Genomic DNA, 17,122 nt, shown 5'->3' with positions numbered 1-17,122 from the left:
GATCAGCGGGACGACCGGGGCTCACAGCGCGAAGTAGGCGACACCGCGGCCGCAAACGCTGCGCGTGCATCGAGCTGGAGCGCGCAGTCTTCGATCTCATCCACGCGCATACGCGCAACAGTCGAGAAGTGCAAGGCAGAGACGGTCGGGCGGGGGCCGCCGAATCGGGCGCAGCGTTCGATACCGGAAGCCGCCCAGGTGAGAAGGACGCCGTCGCCGTCTGGTTGCAATGTGAACCCCTCCGACAGCTCATGCTCTTGGTCTGGGAGCCAGTGCGCGATGGGTAGGCCGAGGGCGTCACGGATGTATCCGCACGCGTCCGTGACGATCCAGCGTTCCGCGTCTGCGGCCGACTCGAAACGTGTACCGGTCAGCGCACCCGACCCCCGACTGCCACGCCATTCGATCACCTCGCCGTTCGACAGTGTGTATCGCTGCAGCGTTTCGTAGTCGCCGTACTGCACTCGCTGCGGCTCGCAGATGACGAGGTCGTTCCCCGCTCTCCGCAGCACGTCCTCAAGCAGGTCGAGGTCACCGAATTTCCCCGCTCCGTGCACGGTCATGACAGGATCCCTTCATCCTTGAGCTGCTTCACGGAGTAGAACTGCAGCGAATCTCCCGGCCTGAAGAACCGCACCTGCAGTCCACCGCCGGGATGTCCGAACGCCGGAGCGATCTTGCTGACCTCGATCTTCAGCCCCTTGCCTTCGAACGCGGCGGCATCGAAGTCGTACTTCGAGTACGCATCGCTGAGGTTGGACGGCGGCAACGCACGCTCTTCGAACGATGTCCCGGGGAAGGAGAAGAAGTTCCCGGACTCCTTGCCGAGCCGGTCCAGCTGCGAACCGTACTGCTGCACGAACAACTGCGGGTCCGTCCAGTCGACGCGGTGGCCGGCAACAGCTCCCGCGTTGCCCGGGTACTCCGGCGCGTAGGACTGGTACTGCCCGTTCCAGTCGATGTACCGGTCTTCCCAGTCATCCCGGGTGAGGTAGTTCCCGTCGGCGTCCTTGCCGTAGGCGCCGTTCGGGTTGCCCCAGTCATCGACGATCGCCCGGACCTCGTCGCTCATCCCGGAGCCCGTGTAGTTCGGGTCGTCCGGCGGTCGGTACTGCTCACCGAGATCACCCAGGTGAAGATGCGGCTGACCGTAATCGGCCCGCACTCCGTCCCCTCGGATCGTGTCGTCGCGCTCCCAACCGGGTCCGCTGGCATCGTCGGAGAACACCGGGTCAGTGGACCGATCGTACTGGTGCGGGGGCGGCGGGTCGCCGGCTCCGGCATCAGTTCCGTGCGCACGGCTACCGGAGGATCCCCCGGACCGGTCCGTCGGCGCATCGGTCCCGTGACCACCGCCTCCACTCGATCCCGAGTCGGAGCCGCCGCCGTGGACCGCGGCGCTCTCACCGTGCCCGCCACCGACCAACGCCGGTTCGCGCACTGGCGCCGGCGCGTTCGACTCCGCGCTGTTCGTGCGGGCGTGCGCATCAGCACCGACCGACGCGTCCGCGTTCCCCTCGGTCCGCACCGGAGGCCCGTCGGCTCTGCTCTCCGCGTCGACGTGCGTCCCCTGCCGCCACTCCTTCAGGTTCGTCGTGAAGTCGGCGATCTTCGTCGCAAACCCGTCCGACACGTGTTCGAAGCCGCGTCCGAGCACCGACTTCAGATCGGTGAGCTTCGGCAGGACCTTCGTCAAGCCCTTCGACGCCCAGGCCCCGGCGTCCGCGAGTTCGAGCAGCCGGTCGGCCTTGCTGATCCCCGACGCGATCGATCCGACCTTGCCGGCCGTGCCGGCCTTGCCCGCGACGTTCGCCACGGGGATGAGGATCGATCCGACGTTCCAGAGGGACTCGCCGAACGCGGTCCCGGGGTCGTCGGCCCACTTGTCCCAGGCGACCGTGCCCTTCCCCATCGCCTTCCACGTCTCGCCGGCGAGGTCGCCGTCGCCCCACTTGCCGGTCTCCTTGTCGTAGCCGACCAGCCCACCGAGGCTCTGCCACGTGTCCGTGAAGTTGTCCGCGCTCCACTTCCAGTCGCGGATGCCGACCAGTTCGCCGAGCCCGCCGATGGTCCCCACGAGGACGCCGTCCCACACGACGCCCTTGACCATCTTCGGCAGGAACCACGTCGTCTTCTCCGCGCAGGACTCCTTGCGCGACTCCGCCGTCCCCCACGGCAGCTCGGTACCCATAGGGAGTTCGTCGTACCCGTAGCCCAGCGACTCGTTGCCCGTTGCACCGATTGCGTGCAGCGGCGGCAGGCCGTTGAGGGCGCGGATCGCGTTCGCGCACTTCCGCTCTGCCGCCTGGTACTCGACGACGCGGTTCGCCACCCCGTTGATGATGTCGTTGTTCTCGCCGTTGAGGGTCTCGTCCTGGTCCCACGACTCGGTCTGCGTGACCGGTCCGTCCATCGTCTGGATCGTGACCGGCTGGAAGGCCGCGACGTCGCGCACCAGCTGCTCCGCGCGGACCTTGTACGCCTTGAGCTTCGCGACGATCGGGGTGACCTCGTCGACGAAGTCGTCGAGTGCGCCTGCGGCGGTGTCGAGGTCGTCCCCGAACGCGGTGCCCTGCGGTCCGATCGGGGTCATCACCGCGAAGAGCTCCTGGTCACTCGGCCCCTCGTACGAGCCGGAGATGCGCCCCCACGCGGTGACGATGTCCGCCGTCCCGTCACGGACCGCGGACGCGACCGTGCGGAGCTTCGTCGCGCCGCTCGTGATGCCACTGAGCACGACGTCGGTGTAGGGGATCGCCCCCGGCTCGACGACCGCGTTCACCGGTCGAACATCCCGTCGAAGGCGTCGAACTTCCCGTCCGAGGCAGCCGCGATCGCGTTCGCCTGCGCCGTCTCAGCACCCATCTCGTCGTCCCCCTGCACGATCGCCTGCGTGGCGCCCGCCGCGCCGTAGAGCGATGCCCTGATCCGGTCCTGGATCCCGGTCAGCGTGGCCTGCCGCTCCTCGAAGAACCCGGCGAGCGCTTCACCGATCACCGGGGACTGCGCCGCCGTCGCAGCGTCCTGCACGACCGCGCCGACGCCCTGCACGGATCCGTCCTCGGACCCGCCCAGGGCGTCGGTCATCGTCGTGCTCTTCGACGCGACGTCCTGCAGGACGGCCTCGACCCCCGCGGGGTCGACCCGCCAGCCGTCGACCACGTCAGCCGATGTTGCCGACGGCCGACTTCGCCTTGCTGATCGCCGACTGCGCCGACTCGTCGTTCGACTGCAGCGAGGAGCGCAGCGTGGCGATGATCTGCTTGACCTCGCCCGCGACGGTGTTCCACCGCTGTTCCTTGGCGTGGTACTCGTCCGACACCCCGTCGGCCTGGTAGTCCGCCATCGCGGCCTTGACGTCGGAGTCGCGCTGGGCGATGAGCGCCTCGAGCTGCGCCGCGACGGCGTTGAAGTTGTCCTGCGCGTTCTGCGACGCCGCCACGTCGTAGTCGCGACGATCTGCCTGGTTGCCACCGCTCATGGTGTGTCCTCCCTCTCCCCGGAGATCCGTCAGGCGCGGCCGCTGAAGCGAGCCGCGTCGAAGTTGGAGCTGCCCTCGAGCGAGCTCGTGGACTGCGCCATGTCCTGGTCGCCCTCCTGGAAGGAGCGGTCCATGCCGGAGATGCCCTGCAGGACGCTCGCGAGGGCGCCGTTCAGCTCGTTGGCGATGGTGTCCGTCTCGGCCTTGAAGCGGTCGAAGGCGGCGCGGCCGGCTCCGTTGAACCGGCCCTGGAGCGGTTCGGCCGAGTCGGCGAGGCGACGGACGAGCGTGCCGAGGTCCCCCGAGGCACCGGACGTCTGCTTGGTCAGGTTGGTGAGGACCTGAGCCCCCATGGCGAACTTCATCGCGCATCCTCTCTGTCTGTTCCGTCATCCGTACTCCGGACGCCGGCTCTTCCCCCACCCCGTGAACGGGTGACAGCGAACGCCAACACCATAGTCCACAGGCCAGCACGAGTCACCCCCTCGGTCTGACATGATCGACGTGCCGATGGGAGGTGAGGCATGTCGTTCGTCGTCGAGACGGTCGTCCCCGTGACGACCTGCGGACGGTGCGGTGCGCCGTCGTCGCCCGGGCAACGGTTCTGCACCGACTGCGGTGCACTGCTCGGCCGTACGGTGAGCGGCGCCGAGCACGACGCACTGCGCGACGTGGTCGTCGCGACCACGGGAGCCGTCACCCTGGCCCGCCTGCTCGACGTCGTGACCTGCCTGCTCGGCGGTGCGCTCGGCGCACTCCTCCTCGTCCTCGCGCACGCGGTCGTGTCGCCGGCCGGACCCGTCGTGTCCCTCGTGGTGGGTGGCGTGGTGGGCGTCGTCGTGACGGCCGCGGTCGTGGTGGGCCGCGCCTCCAGCACGGGGCGTGGACCGGGTGGGCTGGTCCTGCGGACCCGCGTCGTCGACGTCGACGACGCGCTGCCGGCCGGACCCTCCACGCAGGTGGGCCGTCTCCGACGTGGCCCGCACCACGACGCCACCGCCGGGCCCTGGGCCCGCGCGACCGGCACGCTGACCGCGTCCCTCCGTCGCGGACGTGATCCGCTGGCGCCGTCGCTCCCGCCGCTCGGCACCGCCTTCGGCGCCGTCGCCGCGGCAGGGGTCCGCCCCGTCTCCGCACCGGCGCACGACGTGGACGGCCGGACGGGAGGCCCGGGTGCGGCCCTCCACGACACCACCCGTCGCGCGGGTGGTGCGGACGGCACCACGGTCGGCCCCGCGACCGCCGCGCCGCCCGCGGCACCACCGACCGAGCCGGCGCCCGACGACGCCGTCGTGCTGCGCTTCGACTCGGGCACCGTGCACTGGTTCCACGGCACGTGCGTCGTCGGCCGCAACCCCGAGGCCGAGCCCGGCATCGCGGTCGTCGCGGTGCCCGACCTCTCGCGCACCCTGTCCAAGACGCACGTCGCCCTCGTGCAGTCGGGCAGCGGACTCCTCGTCCGCGACCTCGGTTCCACGAACGGCACGTCGGTGGTCCGCGTGGACTCCTCCTTCGAGGACCTCGTGGCCGGGGTCGACCTGGCCGTGTCGGCGGGCACGACCGTGCGCATCGGCGACCACGCGTTCGTCGTGGACCGGATCGGGAGCCCCTCGTGACCGCGTGGCTCGACCGACCCCGCCGGAAGGACGCCCGGGACGACCGGCCCGAGGCCCCGCACCCGTTGGTGGACTCGGCGGGTGACGGGAGCATCCGCACCGAGAGCCGTACCGCCGTCGTCCGGCTCGGCCGCGCCCAGGCGGACCTGCTCGGACGGGCGGCGGCCGAGGGCGCTCGCCCCGTGCTCGTCACCGACGGACTGTCCGTGCTGACCGAGGCCTACCGCCAGGCGCTGACCGACGCGGGCGGCGCGTGGGCGGTCCGCGGCGACGACGGCCTGCGCAACGGGCTCGACGGCGGACGGCTCGAGCACTTCACCGACGCCCTGCGGCTGCCGCCGCCGACGAGCGTCGAGGACGTCGCGGTCGGGTTCCTCCGGCCGCAGGAGCTCCGCACCGAACAGCTCGTCGTGTCGGTCTCCGTCCGACACCGTGCCGCTGCGGAGACCGTGCTCGGCACGACCGCCGAGCTGCTCGCGACCGAGCTCGCCGGCGGGGCACCGTCGGGGTGGGGCACCCACGAGCCGGCCGGACGCCCGTGGGACCGTCGCGCCCTCACCGAGGCGGCGCGGGGTCGCATGCCGGACCCGACCCGGCTGGTGGTCGTCGGCTCCGCGGACGCGCCCGTCGCCCTCACCGTCACGGCCCAGCGCACCGACCTCGGCGTCGAGGAGCTCACGACCGGGCTCCTGGCGGTCGGACCGGTCGGCGGGGACGTGACGGCAGTGCGGGTCGCCGCGGTGCCGCAGGTGCTCGGCCGGCTCGCCGCCGCGCAGCTACCGCTCTTCGCGCTCGTCCTCCGCCGCCCCGGGCGTGCGGACCTCGCCCAGGCACCGCGCCTGGCCGCCGCCCCGCGTCCCGTCGCGATGCTGCTCGGCGCCCCGGCGGTGCGGGACCTCGGTCTCGACGTCGAGGTGTTCCGCGAGCACTTCGGCGCGATCGTGGCGGGCAAGCCCCGGATCCCCGCGCTCGTCCTGCCGTTCGGCCGACGTGACGGAGCTGACGCCGTCGAGGAGCTGGCCGCCGTCGTCGAGCACGTCGGCGCGGACCGGGTGGCCGATGCGGTCGGTTTGGACGACCGGACGAGGGAAGAGGTACGCCGTGCCACGGAACAGTGACGCCGTCCTGCTCGAGAGCGTCGCGACGCACCGACGCCGGCTGCGGCAGGCGTTCGTGCTCGGCCGCCTCGCCGACCGACGGGTCGTGAACGACAACGTGAAGCGCTTCGTCGGCAGCATCGTGCTCGCCGCGGTCGTCGGCGTGGGGTGCCTCGGGTACTCCTTCGTCACGAACGCGCTCGCCGAGCAGGCCGCCGCCCAGCAACGACAGCAACAGGAGATCGTCAAGTGACCGACTTCACCCGGGTGACCGTCGTCGGGGTCGGGCGACGTGCCGACGTCGTCGTCGCCTCCGACGAGCCCTTCGCCGGGCTGCTGCCGCGGTTCGTCGACATCCTCGACGAACCCGTGGCGGACAGCGCGCAGCCGGTGGCGATCGTGCGCGTGACCGGGGAGGAGGTCTCCCTCGCCGAGGACGCCGCCGCGCAGGAGATCGCCGACGGCGAGGTCCTGCACCTGGTCCGTCGCGCGGACGCACCGCCGCCGCCCGAGGTGTCCGACGTGACCGACGCCGTGGCCGACTCGCTCGGCCGTCGGCAGGACGGCTGGGGCGACGCCGCGCGTCAGGCCGTCGCCGCCGTGGCCCTCGGGGCGTCGGCGTCCGTGGCCGGGCTGCTGCTCGTGGCCGTCTCCACCGTCGCGAGCATCCGTGCGGCGCTGTCCGGCGGGTCGGCGTCGCCGGCGGTGGTGCCCGCGGTGCTCGTCGTGCTCGGCGTGGTCCTGGCGCTGGCGGCGGTCGTCGCCGGCCGCGCGGGCGCTCGGTGGACCGGCATCGCCTGCACCGCCGCGGCGACCGGCCTCGGCCTGCCGCTGGGACTCGCCGTCGGGCCGCTCGTCGGTCGTGACGGCGACGGTCCGGCGATGACCGCTGCGGTGGTGCTCGTCTGGGTGGGGCTCGCGCTCGGACTCGGCCTCGGGGTCGGAGCGCGGAACCGCTCGGTCGGGGTCGCGTCGGTCGTCGGTGTCGTGCTGCCCGCACTCGGCATGGTCGCGTGGACCACACCGGCTCCGCAGGCGGCCGGTTGGGGTGTCGTCGCGGTCGCCGCCGTCGCGGTGTGCGGCCTGCTGCCCGCCGTCGCGATGTCGTCGGCGGGACTGACCGGACTCGACGACCAGGTCGGCTCCGGCACCAGGGTGCAGCGCGAGCGCGTCGTCCGGGCCCTCGACGACTCCTACCGCGCGCTCGACTGGACGACCGCCGCGGTCGCCGCACCGCTGGCACTGTCCGGCGCAGCGCTCCTGGCCGACGGCGACCCGTGGGCCGTCGGGCTCGGGACGGCGACGGTGCTCGTGGCGGCCCTGCGCACCCGCGCCTTCCCGCTCGCGCTGCAGGGCGTGCTGCTCTGGAGCGCCGTGCTCGTCGCCGCGGTCCTCGGACTCGTCGCACACGCCGTCACGCACCCCGTCCTCGTGCTCGCGCTCCTGGCGGGCGTCGCCGTCCTCGGTGCGGTGCTCGCCGGCGTCCGACCGGCGGCGCACACCCGGGCTCGCCTGCGCTCGGCCGGCAACGTCCTCGAGACGATCGCGGTGGTCGTCCTGCTCCCCCTGCTGCTCGGGACCTTCGGACTGTTCGAGGCCCTCCTGGAGACGTTCTGACGATGCGACTCATCGACGACGTGGTGCCCGCGCTCGGCCGGGCGTTCTTCGGCAGTGTCGCCGGCGGCGCACGCGAGCTCGACGACGCCCACCGCGCGATCTGCCAGGGCGTCCCCACGAGCCGCCGCATCGCCTTCGCCTCGCTGCGCGGGGGCACCGGCTGTTCGGCCACCGCGGCCGCGGTCGCGACGGTGCTCGCCCGTCGGCGCCCCGGACGTGTCCTCGGCGTCGACGGCGCGGCCGGGTCCCGGTCCTTCGCGGCGTACGCGGGGTCGCCCGACACGGACCCGACGCTCCCGTCGGACCGCCGCCGGGTGGCACGCACGTCGTGGGACGCCCTCGACGGTCTGCCCGTCACGCCCGCGGGCCTGCACGTGCTCCGCACCGGCGACCCGCGCAGCCCGTCACGACAGGCCTCGCCGTCCGAGTGGGCGGCGGCGGTCGACCCGATCGCACGCTTCTTCGACGTCGTCGTCGGCGACTGGGGATCGCGGTCCCCCTTCGTCGACCTCGGGTCGGTGGCGGCGGACGCACACGTGGTCGCCCTCGTGACCGGTGCCGACCGCGCCGGCATCGAGGAGGGCGTCGCCCACGCCGAGGCCGTCCGACGGCACGCCGAGGGCACGCGCGTCCTCGTCGTCCCGGTGGACACCACGGGGACGGGCCTCCGCGCGGCCCGGACGGCGGCGGGCTGGCCGGGGCACGAGGTCCACCCCGTGGCGTCGGACCCGTCGCGCGCCGGCGGAACCCGACCCGCAGCCGTCCGCACGGCCCTCGTCCACCTGACCGCGGCCCTCGTCGACGCCGCCGTCGGTCGCCCCGCTCCGGAGGCACACCGGTGAACCGAATCGTCCACCGCCCCGCCCGCGTGTCCACGCCGCTCGTGCGACCGGAGGCCGAGCAGCTGGCACCGCCGCCGCAGCTCCCCGAAGGTCCGAGCGGCGGCCTGCCGCTGCAGTCCCTGCTGCCCGTCGTCGGCGCGGTGTCGTCCGTGGTGATGATGGTGGTGCTGCGCGGCAACAACCCGGTGCTCATGGTCGTCGCGGCGCTCGTCTTCGTCGTCGCCCTCGTCGGCGGCCTCGGCATGGCGTTCACGCAGCGCGGCAACGCCGTCCGCAACCGTCGGACGCAGCGCGAACGGTACCTCGACCACCTCGAGGAGCTCCGCGGTGACCTCCGCGCACGGACGACGGCGGTCCGTGAGCGGGCCGAGCACGTCGACCCGGCGCCGGAGACGCTGCCGCGCGTGGTCGCCGACCCCGCGCGCCTCTGGGAGCGCCGCCGGACGCACGGCGACTTCCTGCGCGTCCGGGTCGGCTCCGGCGACGTCGGCTGGCTCGACCTCGTGGTCCCGCCGGACCAGAACCCGGTGCAGCCGCTCGACCCGCTGATGCTCGCCGAGCTCGAACAGGTCGCCGAGCACTACGGCACGGTCCACGCCATGCCCATCACCGTCCGTCTCGACGAGGCCGGCGACGTCTCGGTGGTCGGCGACCGGCAGGCCGTCCTCGCCGTCGCCCGGGCACTGACGGTCCAGCTCGCGGCGCTGCACTCCCCCGAGGACCTCCACCTCGCCGCGGCCTTCAGCGAGGAGCACGCCGCGGACTGGGCCTGGTTCGACCTCCTGCCGCACGCCCGCATGGACCGGACCTTCGACGGACCGGTGCGGGCCCGCCGGGTCGCGCCGGACGTGCCCTCGCTGGCGCGCGTCCTCGGTGGCGAGCTCGGCGAACGGGCCCGCTCGGCGGCGATGTGGCGACGGTCCGGCAACGCCGGACGCCGGAGCGACCTGCCGCGTCTGGTGGTCGTCGCCGACGAGCACGGCGGCGTCGCCGTACCGCTCGCGCTGCCCGAGGGCGAGACCCGGCCGGAGGACCTGCGGGTCACCGTCGTGCACCTGGTCGCGGACCGCCTCCACGAGCCGTCCGACGTCCGTGTCCGCATCACGGCGAGGAGCCAGCCGGCAGACGACGCAGCCCGCGAGCGGACGACCCTCGAGATCGTCGACGCGCGGGACGTCGAGGAGGGCGAACCCGCTCCCGTCCAGCCGGCGGTCTGCGATCCGGTGTCCCCGTCCCTCGCGACCGCCGTGGCCCGCGCACTCGCGCCGCTGCGCCTGTCCGCCGACGCCGAGGAGCGCGCCGAGTCGGCGACCGCGCTCGGCGTGCAGGACCTGCTCGGCGTGACCGACGTCACCGCCGTCGACCCGGACCGCACCTGGCGTCCGCGCACCCCGCGGGACTTCCTCCGGGTGCCGATCGGCGTCGACGACTTCGGCGCCCCGCTGCTGCTCGACCTCAAGGAGTCGGCCCAGCTCGGCATGGGCCCGCACGGCATCTGCATCGGCGCGACCGGCTCCGGCAAGAGCGAGATGCTCCGGACGCTCGTCCTCGGCCTGGCGGTGTCGCACCCGCCGGAGGACCTCGCGATGATCCTCGTCGACTACAAGGGCGGCGCCGCGTTCGCGCCGTTCGCCCGGCTGCCCCACGTCGCCGGCCTCATCGACAACCTCGCCGACGACCCCCAGCTCACCCGTCGGGCGCGGGCGTCGATCGCCGGCGAGGTCCGGCGACGCCAGGAGCTGCTCCGCGACGCGGGCTCCTCGCCGTCGATCACCCACTACCGCGAGCTGCGCACCCGTCGCCCGGACCTCCCGCCGATGCCGCACCTGCTCCTCGTGATCGACGAGTTCGGCGAGCTCCTCACCGCCGAGCCGGAGTTCGTCGACCTGCTCCTCATGATCGGCCGCATCGGTCGGTCGATCGGCGTGCACCTGCTCCTGTCGAGCCAGCGCATCGAGGCGGGGAAGCTCCGGGGGCTCGACACCTACCTGTCGTACCGGCTCGGTCTCCGCACGTTCTCGGAGGCCGAGAGCCAGGTCGTGCTCGACACCGGCGACGCCTTCCACCTGCCGGCCGTCCCCGGCTACGGGTACCTGAAGGTCGACACGAGCGTCTACACGCGCTTCCGGTCGGGCTACGTCTCCGGCCCCGTCGACGAGGCCGTCCCCACCGCGGTGACCGCGGCGCAGGACGACGCCCCCGAGCCCTTCGAGCTCCCCGTCCACAACACCGTCGCCGCCGAGGACGACGGCCCGGTCGAGGCCGTGCTCGAGACGCCCGACGTCCGTCGGAGCGTCGTGGACGAGGTGGTGGAACGCCTCGCCCGTGCCGACCGCGCGACCGCCCCCGTCTGGCTCCCCCCGCTCCCCGACCGGCTGGCGCTCGGCGCGGTGCTCGACCCGCAGGCCCCGACCGACCCCGCGGGACTCGCCGTGCCGATCGGCCTCCTCGACGACCCCGCCCGACAGCGGCAGCGCCCGTGGGTGCTCGACCTCACGCAGGGCGGCGGCCACGTCGCCGTGATCGGTGCGCCGGGCTCCGGCCGGACCACGTTCCTCCGTACCGTCGCGGCGTCCGTCGCGCTGACCACGACACCCCGTCAGGTGAGCGTGTACGGGATGGACCTCTCCGGGGGTGGGCTCGGGCGGCTCGAGGGCTTCCCGCACGTCGGTGGAGTCGCCACGCGAGTCGACCGCAACCGGCTCCTGCGCCTCGTCGAGGAGCTCCAGGCGATGATCCGCCTCCGCGAGCGCGTGTTCCGCGACCACGGCATCGACTCGCTCGCGATGCTCCGCACCCGGCACTCCGCCGGTCGCGTCCCGGAGCTCGGCTCGGCGGACGTCGTGCTGCTCGTCGACGGGTACGGCGCGATGCGCACGGAGTTCGAGGAGCTCGAGGACGCCTTCGGCGACCTGCTGCAGCGCGGTGGGAGCTTCGGCATCCACGTCGTGCTCGGCCTCACGCGGTGGAACGAGCTGCGCCTGGCCAACCAACCGCTCGTCGGGCAGCGCTTCGAGCTCCGGCTCAACGACCCCGCCGACTCCACCATCGCCCGCGCCGCGGCCGCGACCCTGAAGTCCGGCGAGCCGGGCCGCGTCCTCACGGGCGACGAGCGGTTCGGCCAGGTGGCGCTGCCGGTGCTCGACGACGTCGACGACGACGCCGTCGGAGACGCCCTCGAGGCGCTCGCCCGACGCGTGGCGGACAGCTGGGGCGGCCCGGCGGCGGCGCCGATCCGACTGCTCCCGGAGTCGCTCGACCCCACGGAGCTGCCCGACCCGCTCGCCGTGCCCGACGCGGTCCCCTTCGCGCTCCGGCAGGACACCATGGAGTTCGTCGCGTTCGACCCCGCGCAGGACCAGCACCTGCTGGTGTTCGGGGACACCCGGAGCGGCAAGACCGCGCTGCTCCGCGGGCTCGCCGCCGGGTTCGTGGAGCGCGCCACGCCGGACGAGCTCGTGCTGGCGTTCATGGACGTCCGCGGTGCGGCCGCCGCGGGCACGCCGGACGAGTTCCTCGGCGGGCACGCCGCCAACGGCCGTGACGCCCGGGGGCTCGCAGCGGCCATCGCGGCGGAGCTCGAGCAGCGCGCCGCCGGGACCTCGACGGGCCCGCGGCCCCGCATCGTGGTGCTCGTGGACGACTACGACATCGTGGCGTCCGCCGGCACCGACCCGCTCGCTCCCCTGGTGCCCTACCTGCCGTCCGCGCGCGACCTCGGTCTGCACCTCGTGCTGACCCGACCGGTCGCCGGTGCGGCCCGTGCCGTGTACGACTCGGTGCTGCAGTCCGTGCGCGACTCCGGCGCGGCCGGCCTGGTGCTCAGCGGTGAACGGTCGGAGGGGCAGGTGTTCCCCAAGGTGTACGCCGAGCAGTTCCCGCCGGGCCGCGGCCGACTGGTCCGTCGCGGGACGCCGCCGCGGATCGTGCAGGTCGCCCACTTCCCCGCGGCGGCACCCGAGGCAGCCGGTGCGACCGGTGCCGCGACCACCGTCCTCGACCCGAAGGGAGCGGCCGATGCCTCGTGACCTGCTCGTGCTCTCCACCACGGCGCCGTCGCTCGTGGACTTCGTGAACGCCGGCGCCTCGGTCGACCCGGAACTGCGCGTCCGGTCGCTGGACGGCGACGCCGTGGTCGAGGTCGTCGACGACCACGGCACCGCGCACGTCAGCGTGCAGCACCCGGAACGGGTCGACAACCAGGAGGAGGTCCGGCGCCTCGCACCGTGGACCACACTGCGAGCGCCGCTGTGGTGGACCGAGGCCTGGGCGCCCTGGGGCGCGCACGGCGAGGTCGGCGTCGCGATCGTCCGGGCCCTCGCGGCCGAGGTCGACGGCCAACTGCTCGTGGAGGACGGCTCGTGACCGGACTCCCCCCGGTCCCCGGCACCCGCCGGGCAGCCGTCCAGCGCGCTCGCACCGTGCTCGTTGCCGGGGTGTCCGGCGGGACGGGCACGACGACGGTCGCCGCCCTCCTCGTCGACGCGGCCGGTGCACGGCGCGGCGCGGTCGTGCAGGCCTCCGACCACTCCGGCGGCGAGCTCGCGTCACGGCTGCCCCGGCTCGACCCGGCGACCACGCGCGACGCGGTGCACGACGCCGGCGCACACGTACTCCCCGCCGCACACCTGGCGGCGGCACCGGAGAACGCGCTCGTGGTCGTCGGTCGCGCGTCCGACGAGGGCGCAGCGGACGCCCTCGCCGCGCTCGACACCGCCGCCAGGGCCGATCCGTCGCTGCCCGCCCGGACGGTCGTCGTCCTCGTGGACCGCACGGCACGCGGCACCGCACCGGACCTCGGTACGCTGCGTGCGCGCGGCGTCGGCCCGGTCGTGGTCCTGCGGCGGGACCCGGCGCTCGGCCGTCCCGGCCGCATCGACCCCGGACGACTCGCCCGTGCCACGGTCGAGGCCGCCGGGGCGGTCCTCACCGCACTCCACTGGTGACGGCCGCCCTCGACGAGGGGCCTCCCGACGCCGGTGACTCCCCGAGACGCCCGCCGATCACCGAGACACCGCGACGAGTGACGGCGTCTCGCGCAGCGGACGTCGTCTCGCGCAGCTGACGGCGTCCCGCGCAGCTGACGGCGTCCCGCGCAGCAGGGTGACCACGAACGGACGGGAGGCGCGGTGCCAGCCGGCACCGCGCCTCCCGTCCGTCCGTGGGGGTGGCGACGCTAGGAGCGCGCCGCGCGCACCCGTTCGGCGAACGCCGCGTGCAGCGGGTGCTCCGCAGCGAGCCCGGTGATCTCGGTCGCGACGTCCGCGTCCGAGCGGTCGGAGTGCAGCAGCTGCTGCAGCTCGACGCTCTGCTCGTCGTCCGCGACGTCGAAGCGCAGGGCCGCACCCATCGCGTCGAGCAGCGCCGTCGGCTCGGTGCCGTCCTCGGCGAGGGCCGCTGCGGGCGAGACGAACCGCTCGTCACGCGACAGCTTGCGGAGCGGCTGCCGGCCGACACGGGTCACGGTGTCCGGCAGGTGCGGGTTCTCGAACCGGCCGATGATCGCCTGGACGTACGAGCGGTGCACCTCGGGGTCGAGCTCGTGCCGACGGACGAGCAGGTCGCTCGTCTCGGCGAGCACGGACTCGAGCGCCGATCGGACGGCGGGGATCGCGATCGCGTCCGAGATCTTGTCCGCCCCGGCGAGGAAGCCGTGGTACGCGACGGTGGCGTGCCCGGTGTTCACCGTGAAGAGCTTGCGCTCGATCGACGCGGCGAGCCCGTCGACGTAGTGCGCGCCGGGGATCTCCGGCTCGTTCCCGCCGAACGGGGTGCGGTCGATCGCCCACTCGAAGTAGGTCTCGACCGTCACGTCGAGGCCGCCGTCCGCGGGCTGCTGCGGGACGATGCGGTCGACGGCGGTGTTCGCGAAGACCGCCTTGGCGAGCGCGGCGTCGCGCTGCTCCTCGGGGAGCGCGGCGACGATGAACTCGCGCAGCCGGTCGGTCGCGTTGATCGCGTTCTCGCATGCCATCACGGCGAGCGGAGCGGCGTCCGCGTCGCGGGCGACGAGCCCACGGGCGATGACGGGCGCGATGAACTTCAGGACGGTCGGGCCGACCGCGCAGGTGACGACGTCGGCGGCGGCCACCTCGGCGACCACCCCGTCCTCGTCCTGCGCGCTGTTGACGGCGCGGAAGGCCGTGACATGGTGGTCCTGGGCGCCCTGCCCGACCTCGTGCACGGTGTACGAGTCGGCTGCCGCGAGGGCGTCGATGAGCGGGGCGGCGACGTCGGCGAAGACGACCTCGTACCCGGCCTCGTGGAGCAGGAGCCCGACGAAACCGCGGCCGATGTTCCCCGCGCCGAAGTGGACGGCGGTGCGCGTTCCGGTGGTCACTCGTTGACCTCGCCGAGGATCGACAGGATGGCCGCCGTGTCCGGGGCGTCGGTGAGCTTCTGGACCTCGTCCTCGTCCGAGAACACGATCGCGATCTTGGACAGGATGTCGAGGTGCTCGTTGTTCACGCCGGCGATGCCGACGACGAAGCGCACGGGGTTGCCGTCCCAGTCGATCGGGGTGGCGTAGCGGATGAACGACAGGGCGGACGACTTGATGGCGTCCTTCGCGTCGTTGGTGCCGTGCGGGATCGCGAGGAAGTTGCCCATGTAGGTCGAGACGCTCTTCTCACGCTCGAGCATCGCCGGGTAGTAGTCCGCCGTGACCGCGCCTGCAGCCTCGAGGATCTCGGCCGCCTCCTTCATCGCCTCCGACTTCGTCGGGGCGGTGTCCTCGGTGTGGATGCGGATCTGGCTCTCCTGCAGGACGGGCATGGGGTTCTCCTTGCTGATCGCGGACGTGGTGGAGGGGGCGGACCGTGGTCCGCCCCCTCCGATACTGCACTTCGTTACTGGTTCTTGAGCTGCTCGACGACCTGGTCGTACTGCGGCGCGTTCATGAAGTTGCCGACCGACACGTGCTGTGCGCCCGGGTTCTTCTGCTTGGCGCGGTCGGTGAGCTCCTCCTGCGTGATGATGAGGTCCTCGGTGCCGTCGAGGTTCGCGATCGCCTTGTTGACGACCGTGACGCCCTCGATGCCCGCCTTCTTGACCTTGTTCCGCAGGACGCTCGCACCCATGGCGCTCGAGCCCATGCCGGCGTCGCACGCGAACACGACGTTCTCGACGCGGGTCGCCGTGGTGGTCGACGCCGATCCGACGCCGCCGAGCGAGGCCTCGGCCTCCTCCTCGTTGGCCGGGGAGTTGTTGCCGAGCAGACCCGAGGTCGCGGCGTTGACGTCGCGGCCCTTGTTGGCCTGGAGCTTCGCCATCGCGGCGCTCATGTCGCCACCGTTGTTCGCCAGGTCGCGCTTGCGGCTGGCGAGCAGGAAGAAGGACGCCACCGCGAACGAGACCGCCGCGGAGAGGACCACCGAGAGGATGACGCCGACGTAGCTGTCCTTCGCCGTGGCGGTGAGGACGGCGATGATCGAACCGGGCGAGGCCGGGGCGACGAGGCCGGACTGGAAGGCGACGTTCATGGCGACACCGGTCGCGCCACCGAGGATGACGGCGAGGAACAGCACCGGCTTCTGCAGCACGTACGGGAAGTAGATCTCGTGGATGCCGCCGAAGAACTGGATGAGGATCGCGCCGGGAGCGGTCGAGCGGGCGATGCCGACACCGAAGAAGGTGAAGGCGAGCAGGATGCCGAGACCGGGGCCGGGGTTCGCCTCGAGCAGGAAGAGGATGCTCTTGCCGGACTCCTGGACCTGCTGGGCACCGAGCTGGTCGAGCACGCCGTGGTTGATGGCGTTGTTGAGGAAGAAGACCTTCGCCGGCTCGATGATGACGCTGGCGAGCGGCAGCAGCGAGCTGTCGACGAGGAACTTCACCGCGGCGCCGAGGCCCTCGGCGATGAGCTTGAACAGCGGGGCCAGCCAGAAGAAGCCGACGAGCGCGAGCGCGAAGCCGAGGATGCCGGCCGCGTAGTTGTTCACGAGCATCTCGAAGCCGGGCTTGATCTTGCCGTCCCAGATCTTGTCGATCTGCTTGATGAGGTACGCACCGAGCGGACCGCAGATCATCGCACCGAGGATCATGATCGTGCCGTTGGCGCCGATGATGACACCCATCGCCATGATGGAGCCCACGACGGCGCCGCGGGTCTCGTAGATCATCCGGCCGCCCTGGAAGGCGATCGCGAGCGGGATCAGGTAGGTGAGGATCGGGCCGACGAGACCGATGTTGGCCACGCCGTCCGTCTCGCCGAAGCCGCCGAGGACGCCGACCGGCGTCCACCCGGTCTCGATGAAGAAGGCGGTGATGAGGCCCCACGCGATGAAGATCGCGATGTTCGGCATCACCATGCCGGAGAGGAACGTGCCGAACTTCTGGACGGCGACGCGTGCGCCGCCCCGCGACTTCGCGGGTGCGTCGGGCGCTGCAACGGACGACGTTGTCATGTGCCTGGCTTTCTGTGATGGGTGCTGCAGTGGTGGAGGGGTGTGGTGCTGCTGTGGTGCTGCG

At 72.8% G+C, this 17,122-nt stretch carries 16 protein-coding genes; 8 read left to right on the top strand and 8 right to left on the bottom strand.

What is annotated here, in order from left to right:
• Window positions 1-2: 2 nt before the first annotated feature.
• From Cus16_RS08550 to Cus16_RS08530, 5 genes are read right to left on the bottom strand one after another with little or no spacing between them, the layout of a single operon-like run.
• A complete protein-coding gene (locus tag Cus16_RS08550; protein ID WP_069712206.1) occupies window positions 3-563 on the bottom strand; it encodes a hypothetical protein in 561 nt (186 codons plus the stop codon).
• Window positions 560-2,782 (bottom strand): TNT domain-containing protein, encoded by a 2,223-nt coding sequence (locus Cus16_RS08545; RefSeq protein ID WP_069712205.1) that lies wholly within the window; start codon window positions 2,780-2,782, stop codon window positions 560-562. The genes Cus16_RS08550 and Cus16_RS08545 overlap by 4 nt, the downstream gene beginning before the upstream one ends.
• Window positions 2,779-3,162 (bottom strand): DUF6507 family protein, encoded by a 384-nt coding sequence (locus Cus16_RS08540; RefSeq protein WP_069712204.1) that lies wholly within the window; start codon window positions 3,160-3,162, stop codon window positions 2,779-2,781. Before Cus16_RS08540 ends, Cus16_RS08545 begins: the two co-directional genes overlap by 4 nt.
• A gap of 1 nt (window position 3,163) precedes the next feature.
• Window positions 3,164-3,481: a pore-forming ESAT-6 family protein gene (locus Cus16_RS08535; protein ID WP_069712203.1), complete on the bottom strand. Its 318-nt coding sequence runs from the start codon at window positions 3,479-3,481 to the stop codon at window positions 3,164-3,166.
• Between the two features lie 29 nt (window positions 3,482-3,510).
• Window positions 3,511-3,846 (bottom strand): WXG100 family type VII secretion target, encoded by a 336-nt coding sequence (locus tag Cus16_RS08530; RefSeq protein ID WP_069712202.1) that lies wholly within the window; start codon window positions 3,844-3,846, stop codon window positions 3,511-3,513.
• A gap of 159 nt (window positions 3,847-4,005) precedes the next feature.
• Here Cus16_RS08530 and Cus16_RS15995 point away from each other — a divergent pair, with 159 nt between their 5' ends.
• From Cus16_RS15995 to Cus16_RS08490, 8 genes are read left to right on the top strand one after another with little or no spacing between them, the layout of a single operon-like run.
• Entirely contained in the window at window positions 4,006-5,097 is a 1,092-nt protein-coding gene (locus tag Cus16_RS15995) for an FHA domain-containing protein (RefSeq protein WP_083263827.1), read from the top strand.
• Entirely contained in the window at window positions 5,094-6,215 is a 1,122-nt protein-coding gene (locus tag Cus16_RS08520; RefSeq protein WP_069712201.1) for a DUF6177 family protein, read from the top strand. The genes Cus16_RS15995 and Cus16_RS08520 overlap by 4 nt, the downstream gene beginning before the upstream one ends.
• Complete coding sequence (locus tag Cus16_RS08515) at window positions 6,199-6,447, top strand: hypothetical protein (protein WP_069712200.1); 249 nt, start codon at window positions 6,199-6,201, stop codon at window positions 6,445-6,447. Before Cus16_RS08520 ends, Cus16_RS08515 begins: the two co-directional genes overlap by 17 nt.
• Window positions 6,444-7,811, top strand: a complete 1,368-nt coding sequence (locus tag Cus16_RS08510) for an EsaB/YukD family protein (protein ID WP_069712199.1) — start codon at window positions 6,444-6,446, stop codon at window positions 7,809-7,811. The genes Cus16_RS08515 and Cus16_RS08510 overlap by 4 nt, the downstream gene beginning before the upstream one ends.
• Before the next feature lie 2 nt (window positions 7,812-7,813).
• The gene (locus Cus16_RS08505) at window positions 7,814-8,653 is read left to right on the top strand and encodes a hypothetical protein (RefSeq protein ID WP_069712198.1); all 840 of its coding nucleotides are present in this window, start codon (window positions 7,814-7,816) and stop codon (window positions 8,651-8,653) included.
• Window positions 8,650-12,681, top strand: a complete 4,032-nt coding sequence (gene eccCa / locus Cus16_RS08500; protein WP_083263825.1) for a type VII secretion protein EccCa — start codon at window positions 8,650-8,652, stop codon at window positions 12,679-12,681. The genes Cus16_RS08505 and eccCa overlap by 4 nt, the downstream gene beginning before the upstream one ends.
• Window positions 12,671-13,018 carry a hypothetical protein gene (locus Cus16_RS08495; RefSeq protein WP_069712196.1) on the top strand — a complete coding sequence of 116 codons (348 nt, stop codon included), beginning with the start codon at window positions 12,671-12,673 and terminating at the stop codon, window positions 13,016-13,018. The genes eccCa and Cus16_RS08495 overlap by 11 nt, the downstream gene beginning before the upstream one ends.
• The gene (locus Cus16_RS08490) at window positions 13,015-13,599 is read left to right on the top strand and encodes a hypothetical protein (protein WP_069712195.1); all 585 of its coding nucleotides are present in this window, start codon (window positions 13,015-13,017) and stop codon (window positions 13,597-13,599) included. Before Cus16_RS08495 ends, Cus16_RS08490 begins: the two co-directional genes overlap by 4 nt.
• A 230-nt stretch (window positions 13,600-13,829) precedes the next feature.
• Here the strand turns inward: Cus16_RS08490 and Cus16_RS08485 are convergent, their stop codons facing one another.
• From Cus16_RS08485 to Cus16_RS08475, 3 genes are all read right to left on the bottom strand, one after another.
• The gene (locus tag Cus16_RS08485) at window positions 13,830-14,993 is read right to left on the bottom strand and encodes a mannitol-1-phosphate 5-dehydrogenase (protein WP_069712194.1); all 1,164 of its coding nucleotides are present in this window, start codon (window positions 14,991-14,993) and stop codon (window positions 13,830-13,832) included.
• Window positions 14,990-15,427 (bottom strand): PTS sugar transporter subunit IIA, encoded by a 438-nt coding sequence (locus Cus16_RS08480; RefSeq protein WP_022907882.1) that lies wholly within the window; start codon window positions 15,425-15,427, stop codon window positions 14,990-14,992. Before Cus16_RS08480 ends, Cus16_RS08485 begins: the two co-directional genes overlap by 4 nt.
• Before the next feature lie 74 nt (window positions 15,428-15,501).
• The gene (locus Cus16_RS08475) at window positions 15,502-17,058 is read right to left on the bottom strand and encodes a PTS mannitol transporter subunit IICB (protein ID WP_069712193.1); all 1,557 of its coding nucleotides are present in this window, start codon (window positions 17,056-17,058) and stop codon (window positions 15,502-15,504) included.
• Window positions 17,059-17,122 lie beyond the last annotated feature (64 nt).

The organism is Curtobacterium sp. ER1/6 (assembly GCF_001742745.1).
Taxonomy (GTDB): domain Bacteria; phylum Actinomycetota; class Actinomycetes; order Actinomycetales; family Microbacteriaceae; genus Curtobacterium; species Curtobacterium citri.
Note: the sequence above shows the minus strand (reverse complement) of the source record. Positions and strands in the feature narration are given on the sequence as shown.